Consider the following 24,858-nt stretch of genomic DNA (forward strand, 5'->3'; position numbering starts at 1 on the left):
TGATCTTTCTCCTTACTCGGCGGGGGTGGACAGGCTGACGTACTTGCGGCGCATGGACACTAGAATCGTGGCGGCGTTAGCGAGTAGTAGTAGAGCGTACACGACCACGAAGAGCGGACCGAAGCCGAGGAAAATGTAAATCCAGCAGAGGGTGCCAGCGTCCATGTGCAGGTTGACGAAGGAACGCAGGGGACCGCCAGTCGGGGGAGCGGCAGTCTTGCGGTTGTTACGTAGCTGCTCGGCGAGAATCTGGCTCATGAAGTGACCTGCGGTGAGGGTGGTGAAAATCATGGGTATGGCAATGAGCCAGCCGTTGAAGGCGTGGGAACCGCTGAAGGAATAGTGCGCGGGGTACAGGAAGAAAGAGAGCAGAGTGGCCATGTGTACGGAAGGTACTCGAATCGAGTCGACCACATGGTCGAGCCACTCGCCGGCGGGGGAGGACGCACCGGTCACACGGGCTACCTGGCCGTCGGCGGAGTCAAGACCGTAGCCGAGTGCGAAGAGCAGAGCTGCACAGATACCCACGCCCACGGTGGGCGGGCAGGTGATAAGCACAATAAGGCCGGCTGCGGAGCAGGCTGCGGAAATGGCGGTGACTCCGTTGGGAGTGATGCCCAGGGCCACGGCAGCTGCGGCAAAGTAGCGGGCGACGCGACGATTGACCCAGCGGGTATAGGCGGGTACGCCAATACCGGGCTTCTGCGCTGCCTCCAGGGAGCGCAGGGTGCTGGAGAAAGTAGCGGCAAATCCCGATGAGGGGGTGGAGTTCGGGGTGTGAGGTGCCTCGGAGGTGGACATGCACAATTCCTTTGAATCGGTGAGAGGAGTGAAGGAGAGCGAATTACTCCCTTTCGGGATGGGTGCGAGAAAGTCCGGAAGTCTCGCCTGAGAAGTGAGTGGTTAGCTCTTTTTCTCAGTACACCACTATATCGATATTTTACAACGAGATTGAGCAGAAACCTTCCCGGGGGATAGGACTCCAGAAAGAAGTTGTAAAACTCACTGACTAAGCCCTTTAGTGTATTTTCCCTCTAGTGAAGAGGTTATTGTATTGGTCTGCAAGCACAGCCTGTACCTCGTCTTAGAAACCCGAATATCACCATTGATATGCTGCATGATATTCAAATTATTAGAGGGCTCTAATCATTGGAGGAGAATTCACTCCCACGAACACGAAAAAGTATTTTATTCGCATAAATGGGGTTTGACTTTCCGAAATCATTCGGAAAATCAAACCCCATTACGGAAACCATGAAATGCGCCCCTAGCTAGACGCGCCGGTCGTGATTAGCTTCGGCGTGCGGCAAGAGGAACACGGGTACCAGCACCGTCACGCACGGTACGGACACCGCGGCCCTGCTGAGCGTTCTCAGTGGTGGCAACTCGCTCACCGTCCGCCTCGTTCTCAGCGGCAGGATCAGCCGGATTCGGCACTGCCGCAGTGACAGTAGCCTGCAGGTCGAAGCTGACACCCGGGCGAGTAAACCAACCGGATCGAGCACCGTGCACCTCAACGGCAATAAGGTTCGTACCCGCCTTCAGCTGAGAAGCCGGAACCGTGAAGGTCACCGGGGTCTTCTGAGCCTGGTCAGCGGATACACCATGCACGGCAACGGTGGTGTTCCAGAGGGCTGCGCGGGTTCCGAAACCGGCACGTCCCACCTCCTGGCCGTTGACCGCTACAGCAACAGCATCATCCGCGTAGGTGGTCAGCACCAGATCGCGACTTGCCTGATCACGAGTGAGATCAATCGTGGTGTAGGCGTAAATGTTGTTGTACGGGCGGTAACGGTGAACCGGAACACGAGTATTGAACTTACCGTAACCAAGGCCGATAGGCGCCCGACCTTCGTGCCAGGTAGCGTTGGCCAAATCCTCTAGAGAGAAATGGAAGTTGTACTTCCAAGCCTTCGCACGGTTCGGAGCCTTATCAGAGACAACGTAATTCCAGGTGGAGCCATAGGGCAAAACAATCTGCTCCTTGGGGGTAGGAGTCGGCTGAGGCTCTTCGGGCTTCGGTTTGATAGGTGAGGGGCTCTCCGGAGGAGCGGGTGTGGGGTTCAGACGACTGGGGGCAATCTGGACTCCGGTCGAAGCCGAGTAGTTATCCGAAGTGTCCACGGCGCGCACAAAGTAGTGCGCATTATCGCGATGATCCACCTCATAGGAGGTGCCGGAGACGGTGGCAATCGGGCGGTCGCCACGCAGAATCTGGTAGCGTACGGTATCGCTATCGGAGACGGGGTCCCACGTCAGGGAGTCCTTGTCATCCTTGAGATTCACCTTCAGGTTCTGCGGCGTAGCCGGCGGGGTCACGTCACGCTGTTCAAAACGTGCAAAGCCCACGGTGTTCTGGATGCCGTTAACCCCCAGGGTGTGATGGATATCGCCACCGACCCACAGAGCGCCGGTGGAATCCACAAAGGATTCCCAGATGCCGAAGCCGTGGTCACCCTTAATGGCGGGGGAAAATTCGGGTAGCATCTTGCCCGTTTCCGGGTCAAAAGCGGCCACAAGTTTCACCGAATGAATCACAGAGGACTCCGGCAGCGGTGCACGCTTGGTGTGCGAATCCTGGTACAGGAAATCGCCGCAGTGGCAAGCTCCGTAGAGGGTCTTGCGCTCCTGATCCAGGTGCAGATCCTGGAAATCGCCACCGGTGAGGGTAATTGCGGTGTAGGTAGGACGCATATCGCTCTTGCTGTAACGGGAGATAAGATGCTCCGTACCGCCAACCCAGACGCCGGATCCAGCATCCTGAACGTCGAACTGGAAGCCCCAGACCTTTGTCTCGTGTATTAGGTCACTCACATTTGCACCGGGGGGAACTTCGGAATTCTGGTAAACCCAGTGGCCACCCTTCTGCTGATCCTCAGTGATGTCTGCTACACGATATGCCAAGCCGTCGTTCAGCCAGGTAAAGTAACCAGCCACATACACGTGGGAGTTATCTTCGGAAGTGCTAATGCCGTTCACAGTACCATTGAACGCCTGACGCCATTCGCGGTCGACGCTTACGATACCGGGTACACCATTGGAGGGTGCGCCCAGCTTGAAACGTGCGATGTTACGGGAGTATGCAATGCCCGCGCTATCGCTCTCCTTGACGTGGGTGAAAGAACCACCGATATACACGTAATCGCCTCGACGGTGAATGGTCTTCACCACGAGCTCGTCGCCCTGGATACGGTTGGAGATGCTTACGGACTCCCACTCGGGAGCAATCTCACCCGTGGTGGCATCCACGACCACGAAACCTGAGAAGTCCCGGCCGTTCACCTTAGTGAAGTAGCCACCAATTGCCAGGCGGTTATTCGGCAGAGCCTCAACCGCCTTAACCTGACCGTTGACCGTCAGATGGAAGTTTCGGCGTAGCTCCCCAGTCTTCGGGTCGAAGCCCGCGATGTTGGACTGATTCACCACTTCACCTGAGGAGGACTCCAGGTTCATGAAGTCTCCACCGATAAACACGGTGGAGGAGTTCTCATCGTGCTTAACCTCGGTGATGGCCTCAACATAGGTGTGCAGCTCGTCAGTCTTACCGCTAGAGGTCTTAGAACTCGTACGCCAGCGCCAGGTTGCGGAACGGCTATTGGGTAGCGCGCGGCGGTGGCTGGCTTCGGTGCCCTGCGAACCAATCTCGGTTAGCTTCAGGTCGTTCTGAGTCAGCTTGGGACGCAGGAACATCTGCGTGTAACCAAAAGCGCTCTGGCTCGTTCCCTCGGTTGTGTAGATGTAGGAGTTTCGTGCATCGCTCATGGAAGGGACAGCGCCGTCCTGAGCGATGGGGGCATCCTTACCGTAGCGGAAGCCGATGCGGTAATCCTGCTTGGGCATCTCTTCAAAAAGCAGAGCCTTGAAACCATTGTCCTGGCCGCGCAACATATGGTCTTGCCAGGTGACGTCGTGCCAATCCCGGCGACTATTATCGTTATACGCGGCAAACTCGTCGGGGTTCTGGACGACAGCATTGGACCAGAAGGCGTTGGCACGCAAAGCCCAGGTCCACTCGGAGGTCTGGCGGCGCTGTACAGTCACTTCCTGCCACTTAGTGCCGGATGTGTTCAGCACGCGGCGGAAGCGGTAGCCGTCAGCCAAATCCTGCGGGGACATACCGTTGAGCAACTTGTTAATGGTGGTGCCCGAAAGCTGCACCGGGGTCGTAGCAGCAGGTAGAGATGAGAAAGGACGAACCTGGTCCTGATTGAGCGTCAGACCTGAAGAAGCGGGCGCCGCAGAACTATATAGCTGAGCGGGGTCGCCCTGACCTTCGTAGCCTTCGGTCCAGCCGTCGCGGCCCTCAGCAATCTTGACCCAGCCGCCACCATCGGTTTCCTGGTCACAGTAGAACTGAGTAGGTGCGCTCATAGTCGGGGTATACAGCCAGTATGCACCGCTCTTTGCTTCGGGGTTGGCCTGCTTAGCCTCCCAACAGCTGGCAGCGGCGCGCTCGGAAGTGGTGCCGTTGTAGAAGGAAGAGTCCTTCTGAATGTTCGTCTGTTCAGCGGTTTTTTCGACCGCGGCACCCGGTGCCAGAGTGGGAAGGCTAGCGGGCAATGCCAGCGCGGTTGCAATACTGAGGCATAGGGTCGAACGAGTCATGGCAGAACGAGAAAAGCCAGACCCCGTTATCCCAAAAAGGGCTTTCATGATATCTCCAAATGAATACCAAAAATTGTATGAAAACGCAGCATCATTAATGCGTTGTGGATAATACCGGTCCGAGCTAAACTGCGCAGACCGACATCTCAATTAGTCCCTAGCAATCAGGGTTATTCGGGAAATCGTGGGTTGCAATTTTCCACTGACCGTTGACCTGAACAAGGGTGTAGATATTGAGTGAACGCTTGGGGGAACTATCGTCCTTAACGGGCTGATTGTTCTCATCGTAAATTTTGACCGACGAGGAGTCCATGCACACTTCCAGCAGGCGTGCAGGCTGACCCTTGTACTGCGTATCGGCCATGCGGGGCGTACCCACCACGGTGGAGGAACCCTCGTAATGCCAACCCGCCATAGCATATTCGGAGGCCTGCACTGCAAACTCGGCGGCGGCAGAATCCACAGAAATATTCTCGATGGCGTGAATCGTGTCCTCATCGAGGACTGCACGAGCCTTCTCCACATTCTGTTCCTGAGAATCCTCATCGCTGGTAGGCTCGCTGGTCGCCTCCGGCGAAGCCGCGGCGGAGGGCGCCGGCTTAACGGTGGAGAGAATGTTCTCGTAGGAATTGACAAGCTCGGTGGTCTTCTTGACCTCTGAATTATCGGTGGGGACCGGAGAAGCCTTCTTCATGTCTTCAGCACCGGTGTAAATCTCTTCCAGTTTCTGGCCGTCGGAGGAGGTGGTCTCAGCACCAGCTGAAGGGCTAGCATCGGATGCGCCCTGATCGGAGTTGTGGCTGGACGAGGCCGAGGCCTGCGCACCAGCAGCTGAAGAGGACTGAGCCGAAGATACGTTGGCGGAAGCGCTCGCCGAGGAGGTGGCCGACGAAGAACTCTGCGCAGTGGAATTTTCGGAAGCGCAAGCACTGAGCAGAAGCGCCGAAACCGCGAGGGTGCTCAGAGCGCTGAGGCGACGGGCCTTCGAAGAACCCGCAGAGAAAAGGTTAGACATAGGAAGCCTCTTTGGTGGTTGGAGTGAGATGGTCAATGTTCCGGAAGGATAATACCGCGCCCAGAGGTTCGGTTCCTAAAGGCTATCACGCCAAGCTGAGAAAATACTTGAATTCTAAAAGATTGCATTTTCGTAACATTTGAGAATAGAGAACAGGTATTGCTGGATGTAAACCTGCGTATGAAGGAAATATACATCTTTAGGTGAAAAAACTATGATGCACATCAGGGAAATGTATACACTATGTGCAAAATACCCCGGATTAGTTACAAAACTAATCCGGGGTATTAGGGCGAATATCACGTTGAATTAAACGTTATATTACTCGATATTTGCCCTGAACTAGGAGTTATGCTGCCCGCACAGCCTGGGTGCTCGCAGAATAATTACCCGAGGTGTCCACCGCGCGTACGTAATACTTGGCATCATCACGGTGGTCAACCGAGAAATTCGTACCAGACACCGTTGCAATCGGACGGTCATCACGCAACACCTGGTAGATCACATGACGCTCTGACACGGCAGACCAACTCAACTGATCCTTCGCACCGTTATGCCTCACCTTCAGATTCTGCGGAGTCTCCGGAGGAGTCACGTCGCGAGCCGCAAAGCGGGCGAAGCCCACGGTCTCCTGCACACCATTAGCACCCAGAGACTTGTCGAGGTCACCGCCCACCCACAGGGTACCGGTCGAATCCACAAAGGACTCCCACACGCCGTAGCCATGCGCGCCGCTCATAATCGGAGCCCACTCAGGAAGCATCTTGCCGCTGTCCTTATCAAAGGCGGCGACCAGGCGAATCGTCTGGGCATCCGCGGCATTTACCCATTCCGAGAAGACCTTATCTGCACCCTGGAACAGGAAATCACCGCAGTGGCAGGCACCATAGATGGTTTTACCGCTCAGATGCAGATCCTGGAAATCGCCACCCTCGCGAGTAATTGCGCTGTCGGTACGCCGCATGCTCGATTTATCGTAGCGGCTAATCATGTGCTCGGTACCGCCCAACCAGACGGAAGAGCCAGCATCCTGAACGTCAAACTGGAAGCCCCACATCAGACGCTCATTCCTCAAATCCCAGGTCCGAGCACCGCCGGGGATGTACGACGGCTCATGGCTCCAATCGCCGCCACTCTGGCGAGGATTCGTAATATTGGCAATACGGAAAGCCAAACCGCCATTAAGCTGCGTGAAATAGCCGGCCACATACACGTGGGTGTTTCCCTCGGAAGCACTCACACCGTTCACCGTGCCATTGAACACCGGACGCCAGTTCCAGTCCACTTCGCCGTTGCTCAGCTTGATGCGGGCCAGATTCCTCGAGTAGGCGTACGTAGCGGAGGTGTTACCCTTCACATGCGTGAAGGAACCACCAAGGTACAGATACCCGTCGCGAACGTGCAGAGTCTTCACCTGAACCGGCAGGGAAGAGATACGGCTCTGAACGTGAATATCCCACTGCTCCGCCACCTGACCCGTCTTCGGATCCAGCAACACGAAGCCGTTGTGGTTCTCACCGTTCACCCTGGTGAAGGAGCCGCCCACAGCCAACAGGCCATTCGGAAGCGCCTCAACCGACTTCACCTGACCGTTAATGCTCGGACGGAAGGAACGGCGCAGCTCGCCGGTACCCACCTCGTAAGCCGCAAGGAAAGCCTGGTCGACCTTCTCACCGCTGGCCGATTCAACGTAGGCAAAGTCGCCGCCGGTGAAGACCGCGCCGCCCACCTCGGTGATGGCCTCAACCTGGGTGTTCATCTCGCCATTCTTACCGGTTCCGGTCGTCCTACTTGTACGCCACTTCCACTTCTCGGAGTAGCTATTGGGCAACGCGCGGCGGTTGCTGGCCTCAGCACCCTGCTGACCGTAATCATGCAGGCCCTTAGCCGCCAGATCATTCTGCGTCACCTTCGGGCGCAAGAATATCTGGGTAAAGACCAGAGGAGTGGAGTAGTCATTTGCCGGACGGTAGATGTACGCCGAAGGACGGTTCATCAGATAGGTTTCGGTCCACCACGTAATCCTTGCATGCGGTCCGTAGGTGAAGCCCAGCTTATAACCCTGCGAAGGCTTCTCTACGAAATGCAGAGAGCGGAAGTCATCCGAGTCGTGGGTAAAGATATTGCCAGCAACCTGATCACGGCTGAAATAGTTGTAACGGCTACTGTACTGCCAGGTGTTCCTCACCGAAAAGTTTGACCAGTACATCTTAGCGCGGAGGGTCCAGGTCCATTCGGTACTGGAATCACGACGAGCCGTAAAATCCTGCCACGTAGTACCCTCAACGTTCATGGCACGGTGGAAACGCACACCATCGGGCAAATCCTGCGGACGGGTACCGTTCAACAGCGCATTCACCGTCTGACCCGGCAACTGCACCGCATCAAAACCGGTGGGGTTCTTATACAGCTGTTCGGCATTGCCGCGGCCATTGTAATTCTCGGTCCAGCTCTCGCGACCTCGACCAATCATGACCCAACCGCCGCCATCGGTTTCCTGATCACAGTAGAACTGCTCCGGAGCGCTCATCTGCGGGGTGTACAACCAGTAGGCGCCACTCCTAGCATTCGGTTTGTTCTGCTTGATTTCCCAGCAGCTGGCGGCAGCACGTTCGCTCGACGAACCGTCGTAGTAGTGGGCATCAGTAGCCTGCGCACCGGTCGCAATCGGACCCAGCGAAGCCACGACCATCGCAACGGAAGCCACCGCGGCGCCCCACGCTCGGGACATCGAACGGGACGCTGCTCCAGAACTCGGAGGAACAGCCTCGCCGGACGCCAGGGAACGAGAACGCCCCCGACGCATCAACGGAAGAAAATTCATTGTCTCTCCTCAGAGACCTCAACCGGTAGCGGGCGCGTTTCTCATGCTCGGCTCTCCTGCGCATCGGCGTTGTGTGCGCCCCTAAGAAAGCCGTTCAATCCGAGCTAACAGCGTGTCCACTATCGGAATCAGTGAGTGTAGTTATCGGAAATTGAATGAATACGTTCAGAACCTGTAGGCGGGTGACCCACCGACTGACTCCGAACGTGCTCAACCGCATCACCTGACACCGCCGGAACGACTGCCGCGATGATGCGGAATGATTCTGACCGTCCGGTGCGGACCGTACGGACCGCACCAAGCTCGGACAGAACCAAAACTAGGGGGGTAGCGATACCCCGGGTGCGCTACCGCCTGCGAGAGTTCCACCGGGAACTCCTCGCAGGCGGTAGCAAGGAAAGAAACGGACTCATTCAGCCCGCAATGGGGTGCTAGGCCTGGACCGCACCCGTGGAAGCCGAGAAATTCTCAGACGCATCGATAGAACGCACGTAGTAGCGTGCACCATCGGTATGCTCCACCTCGTAGCTGGTGCCGTTCACCGTGGCAATCACACGGTCATCACGCAACACCTGGTAGCGCACGCCGCCCTCACGAACACCGGACCACGAGAGCTTATCGGTCGAACCCTCTCGACGGGCCGAGAGGTTCGAAGGAGTAGCCGGAGGAGTCACATCGCGAGCCGCAAAGCGAGCGAAACCGACAGTGCGCTGCTCACCGTTAGCACCCAGCGAGCGGTTAATGTCGCCGCCAACCCACAGGTTGCCGCGCGAATCCACGAAGGACTCCCACACGCCGTAGCCGCTGGCGCCCTTGAGCACCGGGCTGAACTCGCCGATAACCTCGCCGCTATCCTTATCGAACGCGGCCACCAGACGCATGCGGTGAACGGCCTTCGACTCCTTCCAGTACGTGTGGTAACCGGTCGAACCTTCGAAGAGCACATCGCCGCAGTGGCAAGCACCGTAAATCGTGTTACCGCTCAGATGCAGGTCCTGCCAGTCGCCACCGTACTTAGAAATGGACGACGAAATACGGCCATAACCGTTCTTCGAGTAGTTAGCAATCAGGTGGTCGGCACCGCCGGCCCACACGGTCGAACCAGCATCCTGAACATCGAACTGGAACGCATACACAATGCGGTCAGTGATGTTCAGCTTCAGCGAGGGCTCCCACTCCCACTTAATGTTCGAGGCATCGGAGCCCTTCATAGCGGCCAGACGGAAAGCACGCTGATTGTTCAGCTCGGTAAAGTAACCGGCAGCGTGAACAGTGGAGCTATCAGAAGCGGCAGTAATACCGTTGACGGTACCGTTGAAGTTCGGGCGCCAATTCCAGTCCACCGCACCGTTGGAAAGCTTAATACGAGCGGCACCACGTGAATATGCGTAAGCCTTAGAAGTGTTGCCCTTAACATGGGTGAAGTTACCGCCAATGTAGAGGTAACCGTCCTGCACCAGCAGAGTCTTCACCTGAGCGGCATCACCGTTACGGCGCTGAATCTGAAGATCCCAGGTACGGTCAATCTGACCGGTGGTTGCATCCAGAATCACGAAGTGGTTGACCTTCTCGCCGTTGACCTCGGTGAATTCACCGCCGACCGCCAGGCGGTTATTCGGCAGGGCCTCAAGCGCCTTAATCTGACCGTTAAAGGTCGGGCGGAAGGAACGAACCAGCTCGCCCGAATCCACGTTGTAACCGGCCAGGAACGACTGGTTCACGCGCTCGCCACCGGCCGACTCGACGTACTTGAAGTCGCCGCCGGTGAAGACCGTATCGCCCACCTGGGTGATGGCCTGAACGTAGGTGTGCATCTCGTTCTTCTTGCCGGTGCCGGTCTGCTCACTCGTGCGCCAACGCACAGGCATCGTGTAGCTATTGGGCAGGGCGCGACGGTTGCTTGCCGCGGAACCCGAACCGATTGACGAGAAATGCAGGTCATTCTGCGTCAGCTTCGGGCGTAGGAACACCTGAGTGAAGGGAATGGAGTAACCGGCCGAACCGCGCTTCTGGTAGATGTACGAATCCGGGTTCTCGCTACCGAAATTCACCAGGGCACCATAGGCGAAACCAATCTTGTAGTCCTGGTTCGGGTTAGCGAAGAAACGAACCGAGCTGGTCGTAATACCCGGAGCCATCTCCGAAGGAGAACCGCCCATGTGAGCGGTACGGTTAATGCCCGCACCCTTGAACCGCACGGTACCCCAGCGCTGACCGTAGCTCATAGCCCAGGTCCACTGATCCGTCTGGGGGCGTTGCACGTACACGTCCTGCCACTGGGTGCCTCGCGCGTTGTGGGCGCGGTGCAGGCGCATACCGTCGGGAAGATCCTGCGGTTTAATGCCGTTCAGCAGGGCATCCACGGTGGTGCCTGAGAGCTGGACCGGAGTGAAAGCGGCCGGACCGGTCGGGTTCTGATGCAACTGGTTCGGATCGCCCGTGCCGTTGTAGGACTCGGTCCAACCCTCTCGGCCTCGACCGACCATGACCCAACCGCCGCCGTCGGTCTCCTGATCGCAGTAGAACTGCGCAGGACCGCTCATCTGCGGGGTGTACAGCCAATAGGTGCCAGAGGAAGCAGCAGGATTGACCTGCTTGACCTCATAACATGAAGCAGCCGCCTTATCGCTGCTGGAACCGTCGTGGGTTCCGGTAGCAGCGGAGGCGGGTGCTGAAGGAATCACAGGTGCCGCTGCGAAGGCGGTACCCATAGCGAGTGCGAATGCAGCCCACTTCTTCGCCGCCCGCTTGCGGGGTGCGGCGCCGGGGCGCTGTGTATATGTGGTTGTCATATGTATCTTTCTGATGCGACGTTCCGGAAGAAACATCGAAAGAAACGGTGATATTTGATACCTCAAAGAAGCACAATGCATCACGAAATGCCTATTAAAGGTGGTAATTCTTTAAACACTTCGTTTCGGAAGAATGCGGGAGAGTGCTCCTATCGGTGTATTGACTAGAGTACAGGATGAAGCTGAGAATTCGAGGCCGAGGAGACTCTGCAACCACACCGGAAAAGTGTGATTTGCACCCTACATTATGGGGAGAGAGAAAGACTTCAAAACTCCGCAGGCCGGGCACCCTCGAAATACCAGAAATAGAGCGCACAGAATATCCAAGAAATATTCGCCGCCCTGCGAAACGAAGACAGCGAAATACCCGCGCGAGACGGAGCCGCTCTAGAATAAAAAGGCTGTTCACACGAGCGGCGGGAAAATTGAGAACGGTGTCTGAGAATGCCACCCAACCAGCTCGTCCCACTCACTCAGCTCGTACCGCTCACACCATGATTCAGGAGAAGCCATGAGCCCCACCCGCGCGACCAAAAAGAGCCCCGCCGCACCGCTACACCCCCTCCTGAAGCTTCTCAACCGGCAGGAACGCTGGGCCGCCATCCGCGCCGCGGCCGCCGTACCCGCCGCCGAGCGTAGTGCCCGCACCCTCATAGGAGCCGTCGCCGGAACCCACGCGGCCCTGCTGGCCGATCTCTCCACCGCGGTACGCGAAGGCACCCCGGAGGCGCTCAGCCTCGTCATCGCCCCCACTGACCGTCAAGCAGAAGACCTCGCCGCAGCGCTACGCTCCTACCTGCCCGCCGCCGACATTGCGCTCTTCCCCGCCTGGGAAACCCTGCCCCACGAACGACTCTCACCGCGCTCCGATACCGTCGGCCGCCGCCTCCAAGTACTGCGCACCATGACCGGGGAAGCTGCCAACCGCCCCCAGGTTGTTATCGCGCCCGTGCGTGCAGTCATCCAGCCCATCGTCACCGGTATCGAAAAGCTCGAACCTGTGCACCTGGTTCGCGGCGAAGAATACCCCTTCAAAGACGTAGTGCGAGGCCTCAACGATGCCGCCTACTCCCGCGTAGACCTGGTGGCCAAACGCGGTGAATACGCCGTGCGAGGCGGCATCATCGACGTCTTCCCGCCCACCGCAACAACCCCCGTACGCCTCGAATTCTTCGGCGACGAACTCGATGAAATGCGCCACTTCTCCGTCGCCGATCAGCGCACCCTCAGCGGGGGAGAAGAACTCACCGAACTCACCCTACTGCCCTGCCGCGAACTGCTCATCACCCCCGAAGTCATGAGCCGCGCCGCACGCCTGAAAGCCGACTACCCGGCAGCCGCATCCATGCTCGAAAAGATTGCGGGTGGAATCTACGTTGAGGGCATGGAATCGCTCACCCCGCTACTCATCGAATCTATGACTACCCTCACCGAGTTACTGCCGGCAGGGTCCATGATCATCAACGTCGAACCCGAACGCGTGCGCGCCCGCGCCGAAGACCTCGTCGCCACCAATGAAGAATTCCTCGCCGCAGCCTGGGACACCGCCGCAGAAGCCGACGCTATCTCACCCATCGACCTGGGCCAGCTACGGATGAGCGACAGCGGATTCCGCACCATCGACCAAACCACCGCCCAAGCACTCGAAGCCAAACTCAGCTGGTGGGACATTACCGACCTCGTCACTGACGCAGATCTACTCGAAGACGCCGCAGGTGCACTCAGCAGCCAGAGCATGGCCGACGCCATTGAAGACGGCATCGACACCTACACCCTGACCGCCCGGCCCGCCACCGCCTTCAACGGCTCCGTGCACCGGATGCTCGAAAGACTCGGCGACCTCATCCAGCAGCAGTGGACCGTCCTCGCCCTCACCAACGGGCGCGGCTCGACCGACCGCCTCATCGCGCTGCTCCACTCCGGGGAGGAGGGCGCCGCATCCGTGCCCGCCGCCCGCCGGGCAAGCCTTGAGGAGGACCCCGCCGGGGACCTCGAACACGGCATCGTCGAGGTCTGCGAGGCACCCGCATCCGCGGGCTTCCTGCTCGAGGGCGCCAAGCTTGCCGTCTTCACCGAGGCCGAACTGCTCGGTCGCCGCGGCACCTACGCGCCGCGCTCCGCATCGGGCCAGAAGTTTAAGACGCGTCGCCGCCGCAACGCCGTCGACCCGCTTGCGCTGAACCCCGGCGACTACGTGGTGCACGAGCGCCACGGCATCGGTCGTTTCGTCGAGATGACCTCCCGCCCGGTGGCCGGTGCCGCCCCCGTCAACGGCGTGCAACCCATGAAGGAATACCTGGTCATCGAGTACGCCCCCGCCAAGCGCGGTGGTGCGCCCGACCGACTCTTCGTGCCCTCGGACCAGCTGGACCTCATCTCCAACTACGTGGGTGGCGAGAACCCGAGCCTGTCCAAGATGGGCGGTAGCGACTGGGCTAAGACCAAGTCCCGTGCCCGCAAGGCAGTCAAGGAAATCGCTGCCGACCTGGTGAAACTCTACTCAGCGCGCCAGGCCTCGCGCGGCCATGCCTTCGCGCCCGACACCCCCTGGCAGCGAGAACTCGAAGAGTCCTTCCCCTACAACGAGACCCCCGACCAGCTCACCGCCATCCACGAGGTGAAGGAGGACATGGAGAAGGAAATCCCCATGGACCGCCTCATCTCGGGCGACGTGGGCTTCGGCAAGACCGAGGTCGCCGTGCGTGCCGCGTTCAAGGCCGTGCAGGACGGTAAACAGGTCGCGGTGCTCGTGCCCACGACCCTGCTCGCTCAGCAGCACTACGAAACCTTCAGCGAGCGTTTCTCCGGCTTCCCCGTGAAGATTCGCGTGCTCTCCCGCTTCCAGAAGGCCAAGGAAACCCGTCAGATTGCCGAGGAAATCGCCTCCGGCGCGGTGGACGTGGTAATCGGTACGCACCGTATCCTCTCGGACAGCATCGTGTTCAAGGACCTGGGCCTGGTCATCATCGACGAGGAACAGCGTTTCGGCGTGGAACATAAGGAAAAGCTGAAGCAGATGCGCACCAACGTGGACGTGCTCGCCATGAGCGCAACCCCGATTCCGCGCACCCTCGAAATGTCGCTGACCGGCATCCGTGAAACCTCGACGCTGGCCACCGCCCCCGAGGAACGCCACCCCGTGCTCACCTTCGTCGGCCCGCGCACCGACAGCCAGATCACCGCCGCGATTCGCCGTGAGCTCATGCGCGAGGGCCAGGTGTTCTTCGTACACAACCGTGTGGCCGATATCGATAACGTGGCCGCCGAAATTGGCAAGCTCGTGCCGGAGGCACGCATCGCTACCGCGCACGGCCGCATGAGCGAGTCGCGCCTGGAGCAGATTATTGTGGACTTCTGGGAGCGCCGCTTCGATGTGCTGGTGTGCACGACCATCGTGGAGACCGGCCTGGACATCTCGAACGCGAACACGCTCATCGTGGACAACGCCCAGAACTACGGCCTGAGCCAGTTGCACCAGCTGCGCGGCCGCGTGGGCCGAGGCCGTGAACGCGCCTACGCGTACTTCCTGTATCCGGCGGATAAGACCCTAGGCGAGATTGCGCACGAGCGTCTGAAAGCCGTGGCGACCCACAACGAGCTCGGCGCGGGCCTGCAGCTGGCGATGAAGGACCTGGAGATTCGCGGCGCGGGCAACCTGCTTGGCGGCGAGCAGTCCGGTCACATCGCGGGCGTGGGCTTTGACCTGTACCTGCGCCTGGTCGGTGAGGCTGTGGCGAACTACCGCGGCGAGAAGGAAGAGCGCGAGGTCGAGACGAAGATCGACCTGCCCGTCAACGCGCATATTCCGCACACCTACATCGATTCGGAGCGTCTGCGTCTTCAGGCCTACCGCCAGATTGCGGCGGCCGATACCGAAGAGAAGATTACGGAGGCCCGCGAGGAGCTGGCCGACCGCTACGGTGAACTGCCCGAGGCCGTAGAGAACCTACTGGCCGTGGCTACGCTGCGGATGCACGCCCGCGCCGCCGGTATCCAGGAGATGATGATTCTGGGACCGAAGCTGCGCGTGGTGAGCACCCAGCCCCTGCCGGAATCCCGCCAGATGCGCCTGAAGCGTGTGTACCCCGGCTCCACGCACGCCCAGCCGAAGGGCATGGACACCTGGCTGACCCTGGTTCCCCGCCCGAAGACCATGCCGGTTGGCGGCAAGGAGCTGGTGGACCGTCCCATGCTGGAGTGGGCCGAGAAGTTCATTAACTCGATTTACGCGGAGAACCCGCAGGCCCTTGAAGAGTAGTGGGTCGGGGGGGCGAGGCGAGGGAGTACCCGACCCCGCACGCCCCTTCCCGCGGCGGAAATTCGCCGTGCGGAGTGTCATAATATGGCACATCTGCACGGCGAGTGCGTTTGCCCCGTGCAGGCGGCATAGCTCACAATTAAGGCATGACTTCAACGGTGAACTACGCATCCCAGCGCATTGTAATTATTGGCGGCGGACCCGGCGGCTACGAGGCCGCGATGGTGGCCGCATCCTCGCAGGCAGACGTGACGCTTATCGAGCGCAAGGCCATCGGCGGCTCGGCCGTGCTAACGGACGTCGTGCCCTCCAAGACGCTTATCGCCACGGCGGATATGATGACCCGCTTTTCCGAAGCCGGAAGCCTAGGTATTGAGAATACCAAGGGCAAGGCCCCGCAGCTTCGGGTAGACATGGACCGCGTGAACCGCCGAGTGCGCGACCTGGCCCAGCAGCAGTCTGCCGATATCAAGCGCGCCCTGGCCTCGGCGGGCGTGAAGATTATTCACGGCACCGGCAAGCTCCTGGACCGCCACACGGTGCAGGTGACCGACGAGGCCGGCCTCGTCTACCCGCTACACGCCGACTTCGTGCTGCTCTCTGTGGGTACGCATCCGCGCGAGATGCCCACGGGCATGCCTGACGGCGAGCGCATCCTGACCTGGACCCAGCTGTACAACCTTAGCGAGGTGCCCGAGGACCTCATTGTGATCGGCTCGGGCGTGACCGGTGCCGAGTTTGCCTCAGCCTATAACGGTCTGGGTTCGAAGGTGACCCTGGTGTCTTCGCGTGACCGTGTGCTTCCCGGCGAGGATGAGGATGCCGCCCGCGTGCTGGAGGACGTTTTCGAGCGTCGCGGTGTGCGCGTCATGCCCCGCTCCCGCGCTTCCGCAGTGGAGCGCACCGAGGACGGCTCCGGCGTAATCGTGACCCTCTCTGACGGCCGCAAGGTCTCGGGTACGCACTGCCTCGTGGCTATTGGTTCGATTCCCAATACCGAAGATTTGGGTTTGGAGGCGGCGGGCGTGGAGCACACCCCGAGCGGCCACATCACGGTGGACGGCGTGTCCCGTACGAGCGTGAACAACATCTACGCGGCTGGCGACTGCACGGGCGTGTATCCGCTGGCCTCCGTGGCAGCCATGCAGGGCCGTATCGCGATGGCGCATATCCTTGGTGACACCGTACGTCCCCTGCGCACCGACAAGGTTGCGGCGAACATCTTTACCTCGCCCGAAATTGCGACCGTCGGTATCGGTGAGAAGGACCTGCACGAAGGCGCTTACCGTGGTGAGGCTGTGACCCTGCAGCTGAGCACGAACCCCCGTGCCAAGATGATGGCGATGCGTGACGGCTTTGTGAAGGTTTTCGCCCGCCGCCACTCGGGTACCGTCATCGGCGGTGTGGTCGTGGGCCAGCGTGCCTCCGAGCTGATTTACCCGATTGCTCTGGCCGTGGAGAAAAAACTCACGGTGGATGATCTGGCCGAGACTTTCACGGTGTACCCCTCGCTGTCCGGCTCGATTGCTGAGGCGGCGCGTAAGCTTCACACCCGTAGCAAGTTCTAGCCGCATCCGGGATAAATACAAAAGCGGTGGGGGTCGCCTTCCAAGAGATATGGAAGGCGACCCCCACCGCTGTATTACGTTCAGCTACTTCTGAGAACTCTACTTCTTGGAGCCGACGGCGTTCATGTCCACGTCACGGGTTTCGTGAGTGAGCAGGATGAAGATGACGCTCAGAATCGAGGCGAAGGCCAGGTAGCCACCCACGGCAGCCACACCGAAGGAGGAGTTCAACCAAACCGCCACGAACGGGGTCAGGGCCGCACCGAGGATGGACGCCACGTTGTAGGCGATACCGCTAGCGGTGTAACGCACGTTGGTGGGGTACAGCTCCGGCAGGTAAGCCGACATGGAACCGAAGGACAGACCCATCAGGCACATACCGATGAAGATGAAGACGGTCACGGCAACCGTGTTCACGTTCGCGCCGGTACCCACAACGGCGGGGGAGATGAACGGGCCGAAGCACAGGCCGAAGGCGGCCATGGCGATGGTGGTCCACAGCTGCTGGGTGCGGCGGCCGTACTTATCTGCCAGCCAGCCCGAGATCGGGATGAAGATGGCGAAGCCGATAATCGAGACCAGCTGAATAATGAGGAACTCGTGGTAGGGGATGGCCAGGCCGCCCTTCTCAGCCTTGGCAATACCGTAGGAGAGAATCCACGCGGTCATCAGGTAGAACAGTACGTAGCAGGCAACCATGATGAAAGTACCCTGAATCATGGGCCACCAAGCGACCTTGAATGCCGCAACGAGAGGGGTCTTAACCTTCTCATTGTTAGCGGCAGCCTTGGCGAAGACGGGGGTCTCCTCCAGACGGAAACGCACGTAGAGGCCGACGGCGACCATCACGATGGACAGCAGGAAGGGGATACGCCAACCCCAAACGAGGAAGGGGTGTGCGAGGTTCTTCGCGTCGGTGGTGGAGTTAAAGGCGATGAAGCTGGTCAGAATCAGCATGAAGCCATTGGCCAGGACGAAGCCGATGGGGGCACCCAACTGGGGCCACATGGCGGCACGGGCGCGCTTACCGTCCTGAGCGTATTCGCTAGCGAGCAGTGCCGCGCCGGACCACTCGCCGCCCAGGCCCAGACCCTGGCAGAAACGCATAATGGTCAGCATGGTCGGTGCCCAGAGCGCAATCTGGTGGTAGGTGGGCAGCAGGCCGATGATGAAGGTTGCCAGACCCATGGTGAGCAACGCACCGACGAGGGTTGCCTTACGACCAATCTTGTCGCCAAAGTGGCCGAAAATCACGGAACCGAGGGGGCGCGCAATGAAGGCGACGCCGAAGGTTGCGAAGGAGGCCAGCAACTCGGTCGTGGCGTCCTTCGCGGGGAAGAACAGCACGGGGAAGACAGCCACGGCGGCGGTGGCGTAGATATAGAAATCGTAGAACTCAATGGTGGTACCAATGAGCGATGCGAGAATCACGCGGCTGCGAGGCGTCGTGTTCTCGACCGGCGCAGCGGGTGCCTTGGTGCCGGATGCAGTGGTGCTCATGAGAGATGCTCCCGAGGATGGACTGTGCGTACAAAAGGGGACCTGTGGCGTCGGCGATGCTAATCTCGGTACATGGGGCGGCGGGGATAGTGCCGCGACATGATGCCGGAGGAATTGAACCGGGTGTGAGAGGTTCAGGACGAAAAGTTCCCCCAAAGTGCATTATTATAAACCGTTCAGAAAAGTTAACGCAGGCCTCGTCACTATCTGGACGGTGGTTCTCTGCGAGTGGCGCTTTTCGGAGAGTTTTCTGAGGAGCAGCCCCCTCCGAATGGGATGTGTCCCGCACAGTGACGCGGTGCGCTGACACGGTGCGCTGACACGGTGCGCTGACACGGTGCGCTGACACGGTGCGCAGAGTTCACCATGACGCAAGAATCCCCGCCGCAAGAGGAATTTGCGGCGGGGATTCTACACAAGCGTTACGACTACTTGATGGTCGCCAGCACGGCGCCGGCCGTGACGGTGTCACCCGGCTTAGCCGACAGGCCCGAAACCTTACCGGCCTTATGCGCGGTGATGGGCTGCTCCATCTTCATAGCCTCCAGGACCAGGACGAGGTCGCCCTCGGCCACGGTATCACCGTCAGAGACAGCCACCTTCACGATGGTGCCCTGCATGGGGCTGGTCAGCTCGTCGCCGCCGGACTTCGCGGCGGCTCGGGAGGAACGAGACTTGCGGCTCTTCGAAGCCGGCTTGACGGCGGGCTTGGCCACACCACCCATCTCGGGCAGGGACACCTCCATGCGCTTACCGTTAACCTCCACCACTACGGTGGTGCGATCGTTCTCATCGGAATCCACGCTACCGGGAGCACCAGCGTACATGGGAATCGTGTTGTTAAACTCGGTCTCAATCCAGCGGGTGTGCACCTTGAACTCTTCGCCCTCGGCCGGAACGAAGGCCGGGTCCTCCAGAACCACGCGGTGGAAGGGGATGACGGTCGGCATACCCTCAATATTTAGCTCAGCCAGCGCACGGCGGGCACGCTGTAGAGCCTGCTCACGGTCCTGGCCGGTCACAATCAGCTTGGCCAGCATGGAGTCAAAATTACCGCCGATGACGTCGCCAGCCACGAAGCCGGAATCCCAACGCACACCGGGGCCGGTGGGGATGTTCAGCTTCTCGATGGTGCCGGGGGCCGGCATGAAGGAACGGCCCGGATCTTCACCGTTGATACGGAACTCGAAGGAGTGACCGCGCAGCACGGGGTCCTTCTCCTCAATCTTCTCGCCGCGGGCAATGCGGAACTGCTCGCGCACCAGGTCAAGGCCCGAAACCTCCTCGGAGACGGGATGCTCCACCTGCAGGCGGGTGTTGACCTCAAGGAAGGAGATAGTGCCGTCCGTACCGACCAGGAACTCACAGGTGCCGGCGCCCTGGTAGCCAGCCTCGCGCAGAATCGCGCGGGAGGCCTCGTAGAGGCGCTTGTTCTGCTCCTCGCTCAGGTAGGGAGCGGGCGCCTCTTCGACGAGCTTCTGGTTACGACGCTGCAGGGAGCAGTCACGGGTGGAGACCACCACAACGTTGCCGTGCGCATCGGCCAGGCACTGGGTCTCAACGTGACGCGGGGAATCCAGGAAACGCTCGATAAAGCACTCGCCGCGACCGAATGCCGCGGTTGCCTCACGCACGGCGGACTCGTACATCTCGACGATGCTCTCACGGTCACGAGCCACCTTGATACCGCGGCCACCGCCACCGAAGGCGGCCTTCACGGCAATCGGCAGGCCGTGCTCGTCGGCGAAGGCAACAACTTCGTCGGCGGACTTGACCGGGTCCTTGGTGCCCGGAACCAGGGGAGCGCCTACCTTCTGGGCGATGTGGCGTGCCGCCACCTTATCGCCCAGCTGGGTAATGGATTCGGGGGAGGGGCCAATCCAGGTTAGACCGGCATCGATGCACTTCTGCGCGAACTGCGCGTTCTCGGAGAGAAAGCCGTAACCGGGGTGCACCGCATCGGCACCGGAACGGATAGCCACCTCGATGAGCTTGTCCATCACCAGGTAGGACTGCGCCGCGGTGGAACCGCCCAGAGCGTACGCCTCATCGGCCAGCTTCACGTGCAGGGAGTCGCGGTCGGGATCAGCGTAGACGGCAACGGTCTGCAAGCCTTCGTCGCGGGCCGCGCGAATCACACGGACGGCGATTTCGCCGCGGTTGGCGATGAGGATTTTACTGACCGGGCCGGTGTGTCGGCCGGGGACCGCGGTAAATTTTTTGGCGGCTTCTGCCTGGTTCTGAGTCACTTAAAGCTCTCCTTTATCTCCTGCCGAAAGCATATCGAGAAACGGCAAGAATGGCGAATGTATCGCCTATCGTACTGTTCCATGATATCGAATAGTGTTCAAATATGTGTGCTGGAGGCACAGGACACGGTTCTACCTACGCACCCACGTGGATGATGAATCCCCGAGTTAGCTCTCAGGCGGTAGCCACAGATCCGTGACAGCCACACCGCGGCGGCGCAACAAATCGCGCAGGGCGTGGATAGACAAGCCAACCACCGTGTGGAATTCACCTTCGATACCGCGGATAAACGCTGAACCGTAACCGTCCAAAGTGAAGGAGCCGGCCACCCACAGCGGCTCACCCGTAGCGATGTACGCATCAACCTCGGCAGGGCTCAGCTCATCGAAGTGCACGACGGCGCTACGCAACTCGGAAACAGCGGGTAATCCAGCGGATAGCTCGGCCCCTGCCTCAAGACCACGCAAATCCACGAGCGCGTGACCCGTATGGAGCGTACCGTGGTGCCCGCTCATAGCGGTGATGCGCTCACGGGCGTTCTCGGCGGTGTGCGGCTTGCCGTAGGCCCGGCCTTCGAACTCGAAGACGGAATCGCACCCCAGAACCAGAGCATCGCGCACACCCTCGGCGGCAAGCTCCTCGGCGACCGCCCGGGCCTTGAGGCTCGCCAGAAGGGAAGCGGTCTCAGCCGGGCTGAGCCCTTCGCGTCCTTCGGCTCGTGCCCGCTCGTTGGCAGCGGCGAGCGCAGCATCTTCGTCAACCGAGGAGACGCGCACCGTAAAGGCGATGCGAGAATCCTCCAGAAGCTTGCGGCGCGCGGGGGACGCGGAGGCGAGCACCAATCGTACCGGCGCGGCCTCGGCGGAAGGGGCGGGTGAAGGGTCTACAGCAGTCATGCTCTCTATTTTAAGACCAGAGCCGTGAGTTTACCCTCATGTGCACCTTGAAGCTTGCCGCGCTCGCGACGGGCGTAAGGTAGCTGGTCAGCAGAAGATGGACGCTCTGGGACCGGGCCGCGGCGCGGATTAGACGGCGGCAAACTCGCGGTGGGTACGTAAAACGGCGTATCCCAATCCCCTCAAACCGCAGGGGAGTGAGATACGCCGTAAGCATGGCAACGGCCGCTATGCGTACCAGCGTGCTGTAGGCCGGCCACGTGAAGCCGCAGGAGTGCTCGGGTTTAGCGTGCCTCGGCCATCTGCAGGCGTTTCGGCTCGTCGGCCACCTGCTCCTCGTACAGGGACTCCGGTACGAAGCCACCTTCGGAACGGGGAGCGTTGTAGAGGGTTTCGTCTAGGATTCCCTCGCGGCGCGCCACCACGGCCGGCACCAGAGCCTGACCGGCGACGTTCAGAGCGGTACGGCCCATGTCGATGATTGGGTCAATAGCCAGGAGCAGACCCACACCGTCCAGGGGCAGACCCAGGGTCGACAGGGTCAGGGTCAGCATCACGATTGCGCCGGTGGTACCCGCAGTTGCTGCGGACCCCAGCACCGAGACCAGCACAATCAGCAGGTACTGGGTGAATTCCAGGTGGATACCGTAGAACTGTGCCACGAAGATGGCGGCCAGGGCCGGGTAGACCGAGGCGCATCCGTCCATCTTGGTGGTTGCACCCAGTGGTACCGCGAAGGAAGCGTAGGCGCGGGGCACACCCAGGTTACGCTCCGCCACGGTCTGGGTGACGGGCATGGTACCCATTGAGGAGCGGGAGACGAAGCCCATCTGAACCGCGGGCCACACGCCAGAGAAGTACTGTCGCACCGACAGGCCGTTGGCGCGAGCAATCAGCGGGTAAACCACGAGGAACACCAGAAGCAGGCCCACGTACAGCGCGATGATGAACTTGGCCAGCGAGCCCATCGAGCCCCAGCCGTAGGCGAAGACGGCCTTCGCAATCAGGCCTACGGTGCCCAGCGGGGCCAGGCGAATAATCCACCACAGGATCTTCTGGATGATGGCCAGTGCGCTCTTCACCACGTCGATGAAGGGCTTAGCGGCCTCGCCCACCTTCAGGGCGGCGATCCCGACCGCACCGGAAATCACCAGAATCTGCAGCACGTTAAAGGACGCGGAGGCAGTAATACCGGAGTCGCCTGCCTTAGCGCTCACGCCCAGGCCCAGGAAGTTCACCGGAATCAGGCCGGTCAGGAACGCGGTCCACGAACCGGTGGAACCGGTGTAGGGCTTTCCCTGCACCTGTGCACCCACGCCGGGCTGAACCACCAGGCCGAGGATGATGCCGATGGACACAGCGAAGAACGCGGTGATAGCAAACCAAACGAGGGTGTTGACCGCCAGGCGGGCCGCGTTGGTAACCTGCGCGAGGTTAGAGATGGAGGCGACAACCGCGGTAAAGACCAGCGGAATCACGGCGGCCTTCAGCAGGGTCACGTAGGAGGAACCGATGGTATCCAGTGTGGCCATAAGCCAGTTGGGGTTGCTCTTGGCGTCGCCACCGAGCGCGAGCGCGAGCGCACCCAGCAACACGCCGAGGATGAGTGAAGCAATAATCTGATTACCGAATGAGGTAGCCCACGCCGGTATACGGCGGGACGATGATGCATGAGATGTGGACATGTGGGATACTTTGCTCCCAAGGTGCGGTGGGGTGCAAATTCTTGTGAAGAAGTGTTTCATCCGACCCCCACAAGGGCTGTTCGTGACGAAGCGTGACTTTTCTGCATCGAGCGGCTGGATGGATTGCGTCCTGTTGCCATGGTGAGGGGCGTGAAAGTGTGGGAGGCGTGGAGGAGATAAGGAACCTCACGAAACACGGATGCAGAGTCTGCTGAACAGGGGAAAACAAACAGCAAGCAAACTCGAGTAGAACGCGGGCATAACGCAACCGGCATAACGCGTGAAACCTTGTAAGACGGTTCCTCGCGCCAAGGTGACTCCCAGACTCCCTTGCTATGCTGGATGTGCGTCCGGGATACACCCCGGGCCAGTGCCGTTTTCGCTCTTCCGACCAATGCAACGGCCCGGTGGCAAGCCTTCCCGAGGCCGTCCTCAGTAGGCTCTCACCGGTCGGCCGCGCATCCGGCGAAAACGCCTCCGCACGACACCTTCAAGGAGAGATGCATGAGTTCTGCACCCCAACACCCGGGCGGAACCCACCGGGTTGATCAGCCCAAAACCTCGCGAGGCCCCCTCAACTCCGTGGCCGACTTCGCGAGCCGTGCTGCCCGCTCCGCTTCGCAGAACGCTGTGAACCTGGGTGCCACCCGTCCTGGCGTGACTAAGATGATTGCGGTGGCCGGTGCCAGCGTGTTGCTCATTGGCGGTGGCATCTTCGCCTATAACAGCATGCATCAGGAAGAGAACGCCTTCCTCGCATCCGATGATGAGTACGCCCGCGTCTGCCAGGATGCCACGACCGGTGAACGCGTGGACGACTCCGAATGTGAGAAGGCCGGCGCGCAGGAACCGACCGCCAACCCCTCGGAGTCGGCCAGCTCGGATTCTTCGAGCTCTAGCTCTTCACATTCTGGCTCCTCGGGTTCTGGCTCTTCCGGTTCTTCGGGCTCGTCGAACTCCTCCACCACGACCCACCACAGCGGTTCTAACGCCTTCCTGTGGTACTACCTGGGCCGTCAGAGCGCCGCCAACTCGAACGGCGCGTCGGCCAGCTACATTCCGCGCGTGGGTGAGAAGCTCTCGGGTGGCTCCACGACCCGCCCCTCGAATGGCACAGTGTACAGTGGTGTGCCTTCGAGCGGCGGCGGATTTGAGGACTCCTACCGCAATGCCAAGAAGGCTTCGACGATTTCTTCGGGTAAGGAAATCTCGACCAAGAACACCGGTAAGACCTCTTCGGTGCGTGACAACACGACCGGCACCGTCTCGAACTCACGCCGCAACGGTACCAGCGGTAGCAATTCCGGCTCTTCCAATTCTTCTAAGTCGGGCAATAAGTCTGGCAGCAAGTCGGGCTCCTCCAGCTCGAACAAGTCCGGTAGTAAGTCCAGCGGCAGCAAGGGTGGTTTCGGCGGTGGCTCCAAGTCCGGCGGCGGCCACTCCGGCGGTTAAGACTTCCCGCACC

The 24,858-nt window shown here is 60.2% G+C and carries 12 protein-coding genes; 3 read left to right on the forward strand and 9 right to left on the reverse strand.

Going from position 1 to position 24,858, the window contains the following annotated elements; all coding sequences use genetic code 11:
- Nucleotides 1-12: 12 nt before the first annotated feature.
- From JX292_RS04930 to JX292_RS04950, 5 genes are all read right to left on the reverse strand, one after another.
- On the reverse strand, nt 13-801 hold the full coding sequence (locus JX292_RS04930) for a CDP-alcohol phosphatidyltransferase family protein (RefSeq protein ID WP_204862122.1): 789 nt from the start codon (nt 799-801) through the stop codon (nt 13-15).
- A 489-nt stretch (nt 802-1,290) separates the two neighbouring features.
- The gene (locus JX292_RS04935; protein ID WP_204862124.1) at nt 1,291-4,653 is read right to left on the reverse strand and encodes a fibrinogen-like YCDxxxxGGGW domain-containing protein; all 3,363 of its coding nucleotides are present in this window, start codon (nt 4,651-4,653) and stop codon (nt 1,291-1,293) included.
- 109 nt (nt 4,654-4,762) lie between these two features.
- Nucleotides 4,763-5,620 carry a hypothetical protein gene (locus tag JX292_RS04940; RefSeq protein WP_204862126.1) on the reverse strand — a complete coding sequence of 286 codons (858 nt, stop codon included), beginning with the start codon at nt 5,618-5,620 and terminating at the stop codon, nt 4,763-4,765.
- A 349-nt stretch (nt 5,621-5,969) separates the two neighbouring features.
- Entirely contained in the window at nt 5,970-8,444 is a 2,475-nt protein-coding gene (locus JX292_RS04945; RefSeq protein WP_204862128.1) for a fibrinogen-like YCDxxxxGGGW domain-containing protein, read from the reverse strand.
- Between the two features lie 431 nt (nt 8,445-8,875).
- A complete protein-coding gene (locus tag JX292_RS04950; RefSeq protein ID WP_204862130.1) occupies nt 8,876-11,236 on the reverse strand; it encodes a fibrinogen-like YCDxxxxGGGW domain-containing protein in 2,361 nt (786 codons plus the stop codon).
- 511 nt (nt 11,237-11,747) lie between these two features.
- Here JX292_RS04950 and mfd point away from each other — a divergent pair.
- Nucleotides 11,748-15,494 carry a transcription-repair coupling factor gene (gene mfd, locus JX292_RS04955; protein WP_204862132.1) on the forward strand — a complete coding sequence of 1,249 codons (3,747 nt, stop codon included), beginning with the start codon at nt 11,748-11,750 and terminating at the stop codon, nt 15,492-15,494.
- 146 nt (nt 15,495-15,640) lie between these two features.
- Entirely contained in the window at nt 15,641-17,062 is a 1,422-nt protein-coding gene (locus JX292_RS04960; protein ID WP_204862134.1) for an NAD(P)H-quinone dehydrogenase, read from the forward strand.
- A 99-nt stretch (nt 17,063-17,161) separates the two neighbouring features.
- On the opposite strand, the gene JX292_RS04965 is transcribed toward JX292_RS04960, so the two are convergent.
- The 4 genes from JX292_RS04965 to JX292_RS04980 all read right to left on the reverse strand — a co-directional run bounded on the left by JX292_RS04965 (nt 17,162) and on the right by JX292_RS04980 (nt 23,393).
- Nucleotides 17,162-18,562 (reverse strand): MFS transporter, encoded by a 1,401-nt coding sequence (locus JX292_RS04965; protein WP_204862135.1) that lies wholly within the window; start codon nt 18,560-18,562, stop codon nt 17,162-17,164.
- A gap of 428 nt (nt 18,563-18,990) precedes the next feature.
- Nucleotides 18,991-20,811, reverse strand: a complete 1,821-nt coding sequence (locus JX292_RS04970; protein WP_204862136.1) for an acetyl/propionyl/methylcrotonyl-CoA carboxylase subunit alpha — start codon at nt 20,809-20,811, stop codon at nt 18,991-18,993.
- A gap of 168 nt (nt 20,812-20,979) precedes the next feature.
- The gene (locus JX292_RS04975) at nt 20,980-21,708 is read right to left on the reverse strand and encodes a Maf family protein (protein WP_204862137.1); all 729 of its coding nucleotides are present in this window, start codon (nt 21,706-21,708) and stop codon (nt 20,980-20,982) included.
- Nucleotides 21,709-21,992: 284 nt separating this feature from the next.
- Nucleotides 21,993-23,393, reverse strand: a complete 1,401-nt coding sequence (locus JX292_RS04980) for a dicarboxylate/amino acid:cation symporter (RefSeq protein WP_204862138.1) — start codon at nt 23,391-23,393, stop codon at nt 21,993-21,995.
- Nucleotides 23,394-23,897: 504 nt separating this feature from the next.
- Here JX292_RS04980 and JX292_RS04985 point away from each other — a divergent pair.
- Nucleotides 23,898-24,845: a hypothetical protein gene (locus JX292_RS04985; protein WP_204862139.1), complete on the forward strand. Its 948-nt coding sequence runs from the start codon at nt 23,898-23,900 to the stop codon at nt 24,843-24,845.
- Nucleotides 24,846-24,858: the final 13 nt, after the last annotated feature.

This window comes from Rothia mucilaginosa, from assembly GCF_901875305.1.
Lineage (GTDB): Bacteria > Actinomycetota > Actinomycetes > Actinomycetales > Micrococcaceae > Rothia.

What these genes read in the sequence shown, in the direction of transcription:
- JX292_RS04960 (WP_204862134.1), top strand. Translation starts at nt 15,641, where the DNA reads ATGACTTCAACGGTGAACTACGCATCCCAGCGCATTGTAATTATTGGC.
- JX292_RS04930 (WP_204862122.1), bottom strand. Translation starts at nt 801, where the DNA reads ATGTCCACCTCCGAGGCACCTCACACCCCGAACTCCACCCCCTCATCG.
- JX292_RS04985 (WP_204862139.1), top strand. Translation starts at nt 23,898, where the DNA reads ATGAGTTCTGCACCCCAACACCCGGGCGGAACCCACCGGGTTGATCAG.
- JX292_RS04940 (WP_204862126.1), bottom strand. Translation starts at nt 5,620, where the DNA reads ATGTCTAACCTTTTCTCTGCGGGTTCTTCGAAGGCCCGTCGCCTCAGC.
- JX292_RS04945 (WP_204862128.1), bottom strand. Translation starts at nt 8,444, where the DNA reads ATGAATTTTCTTCCGTTGATGCGTCGGGGGCGTTCTCGTTCCCTGGCG.
- JX292_RS04950 (WP_204862130.1), bottom strand. Translation starts at nt 11,236, where the DNA reads ATGACAACCACATATACACAGCGCCCCGGCGCCGCACCCCGCAAGCGG.
- JX292_RS04935 (WP_204862124.1), bottom strand. Translation starts at nt 4,653, where the DNA reads ATGAAAGCCCTTTTTGGGATAACGGGGTCTGGCTTTTCTCGTTCTGCC.
- JX292_RS04965 (WP_204862135.1), bottom strand. Translation starts at nt 18,562, where the DNA reads ATGAGCACCACTGCATCCGGCACCAAGGCACCCGCTGCGCCGGTCGAG.
- JX292_RS04980 (WP_204862138.1), bottom strand. Translation starts at nt 23,393, where the DNA reads ATGTCCACATCTCATGCATCATCGTCCCGCCGTATACCGGCGTGGGCT.
- mfd (WP_204862132.1), top strand. Translation starts at nt 11,748, where the DNA reads ATGAGCCCCACCCGCGCGACCAAAAAGAGCCCCGCCGCACCGCTACAC.
- JX292_RS04975 (WP_204862137.1), bottom strand. Translation starts at nt 21,708, where the DNA reads ATGACTGCTGTAGACCCTTCACCCGCCCCTTCCGCCGAGGCCGCGCCG.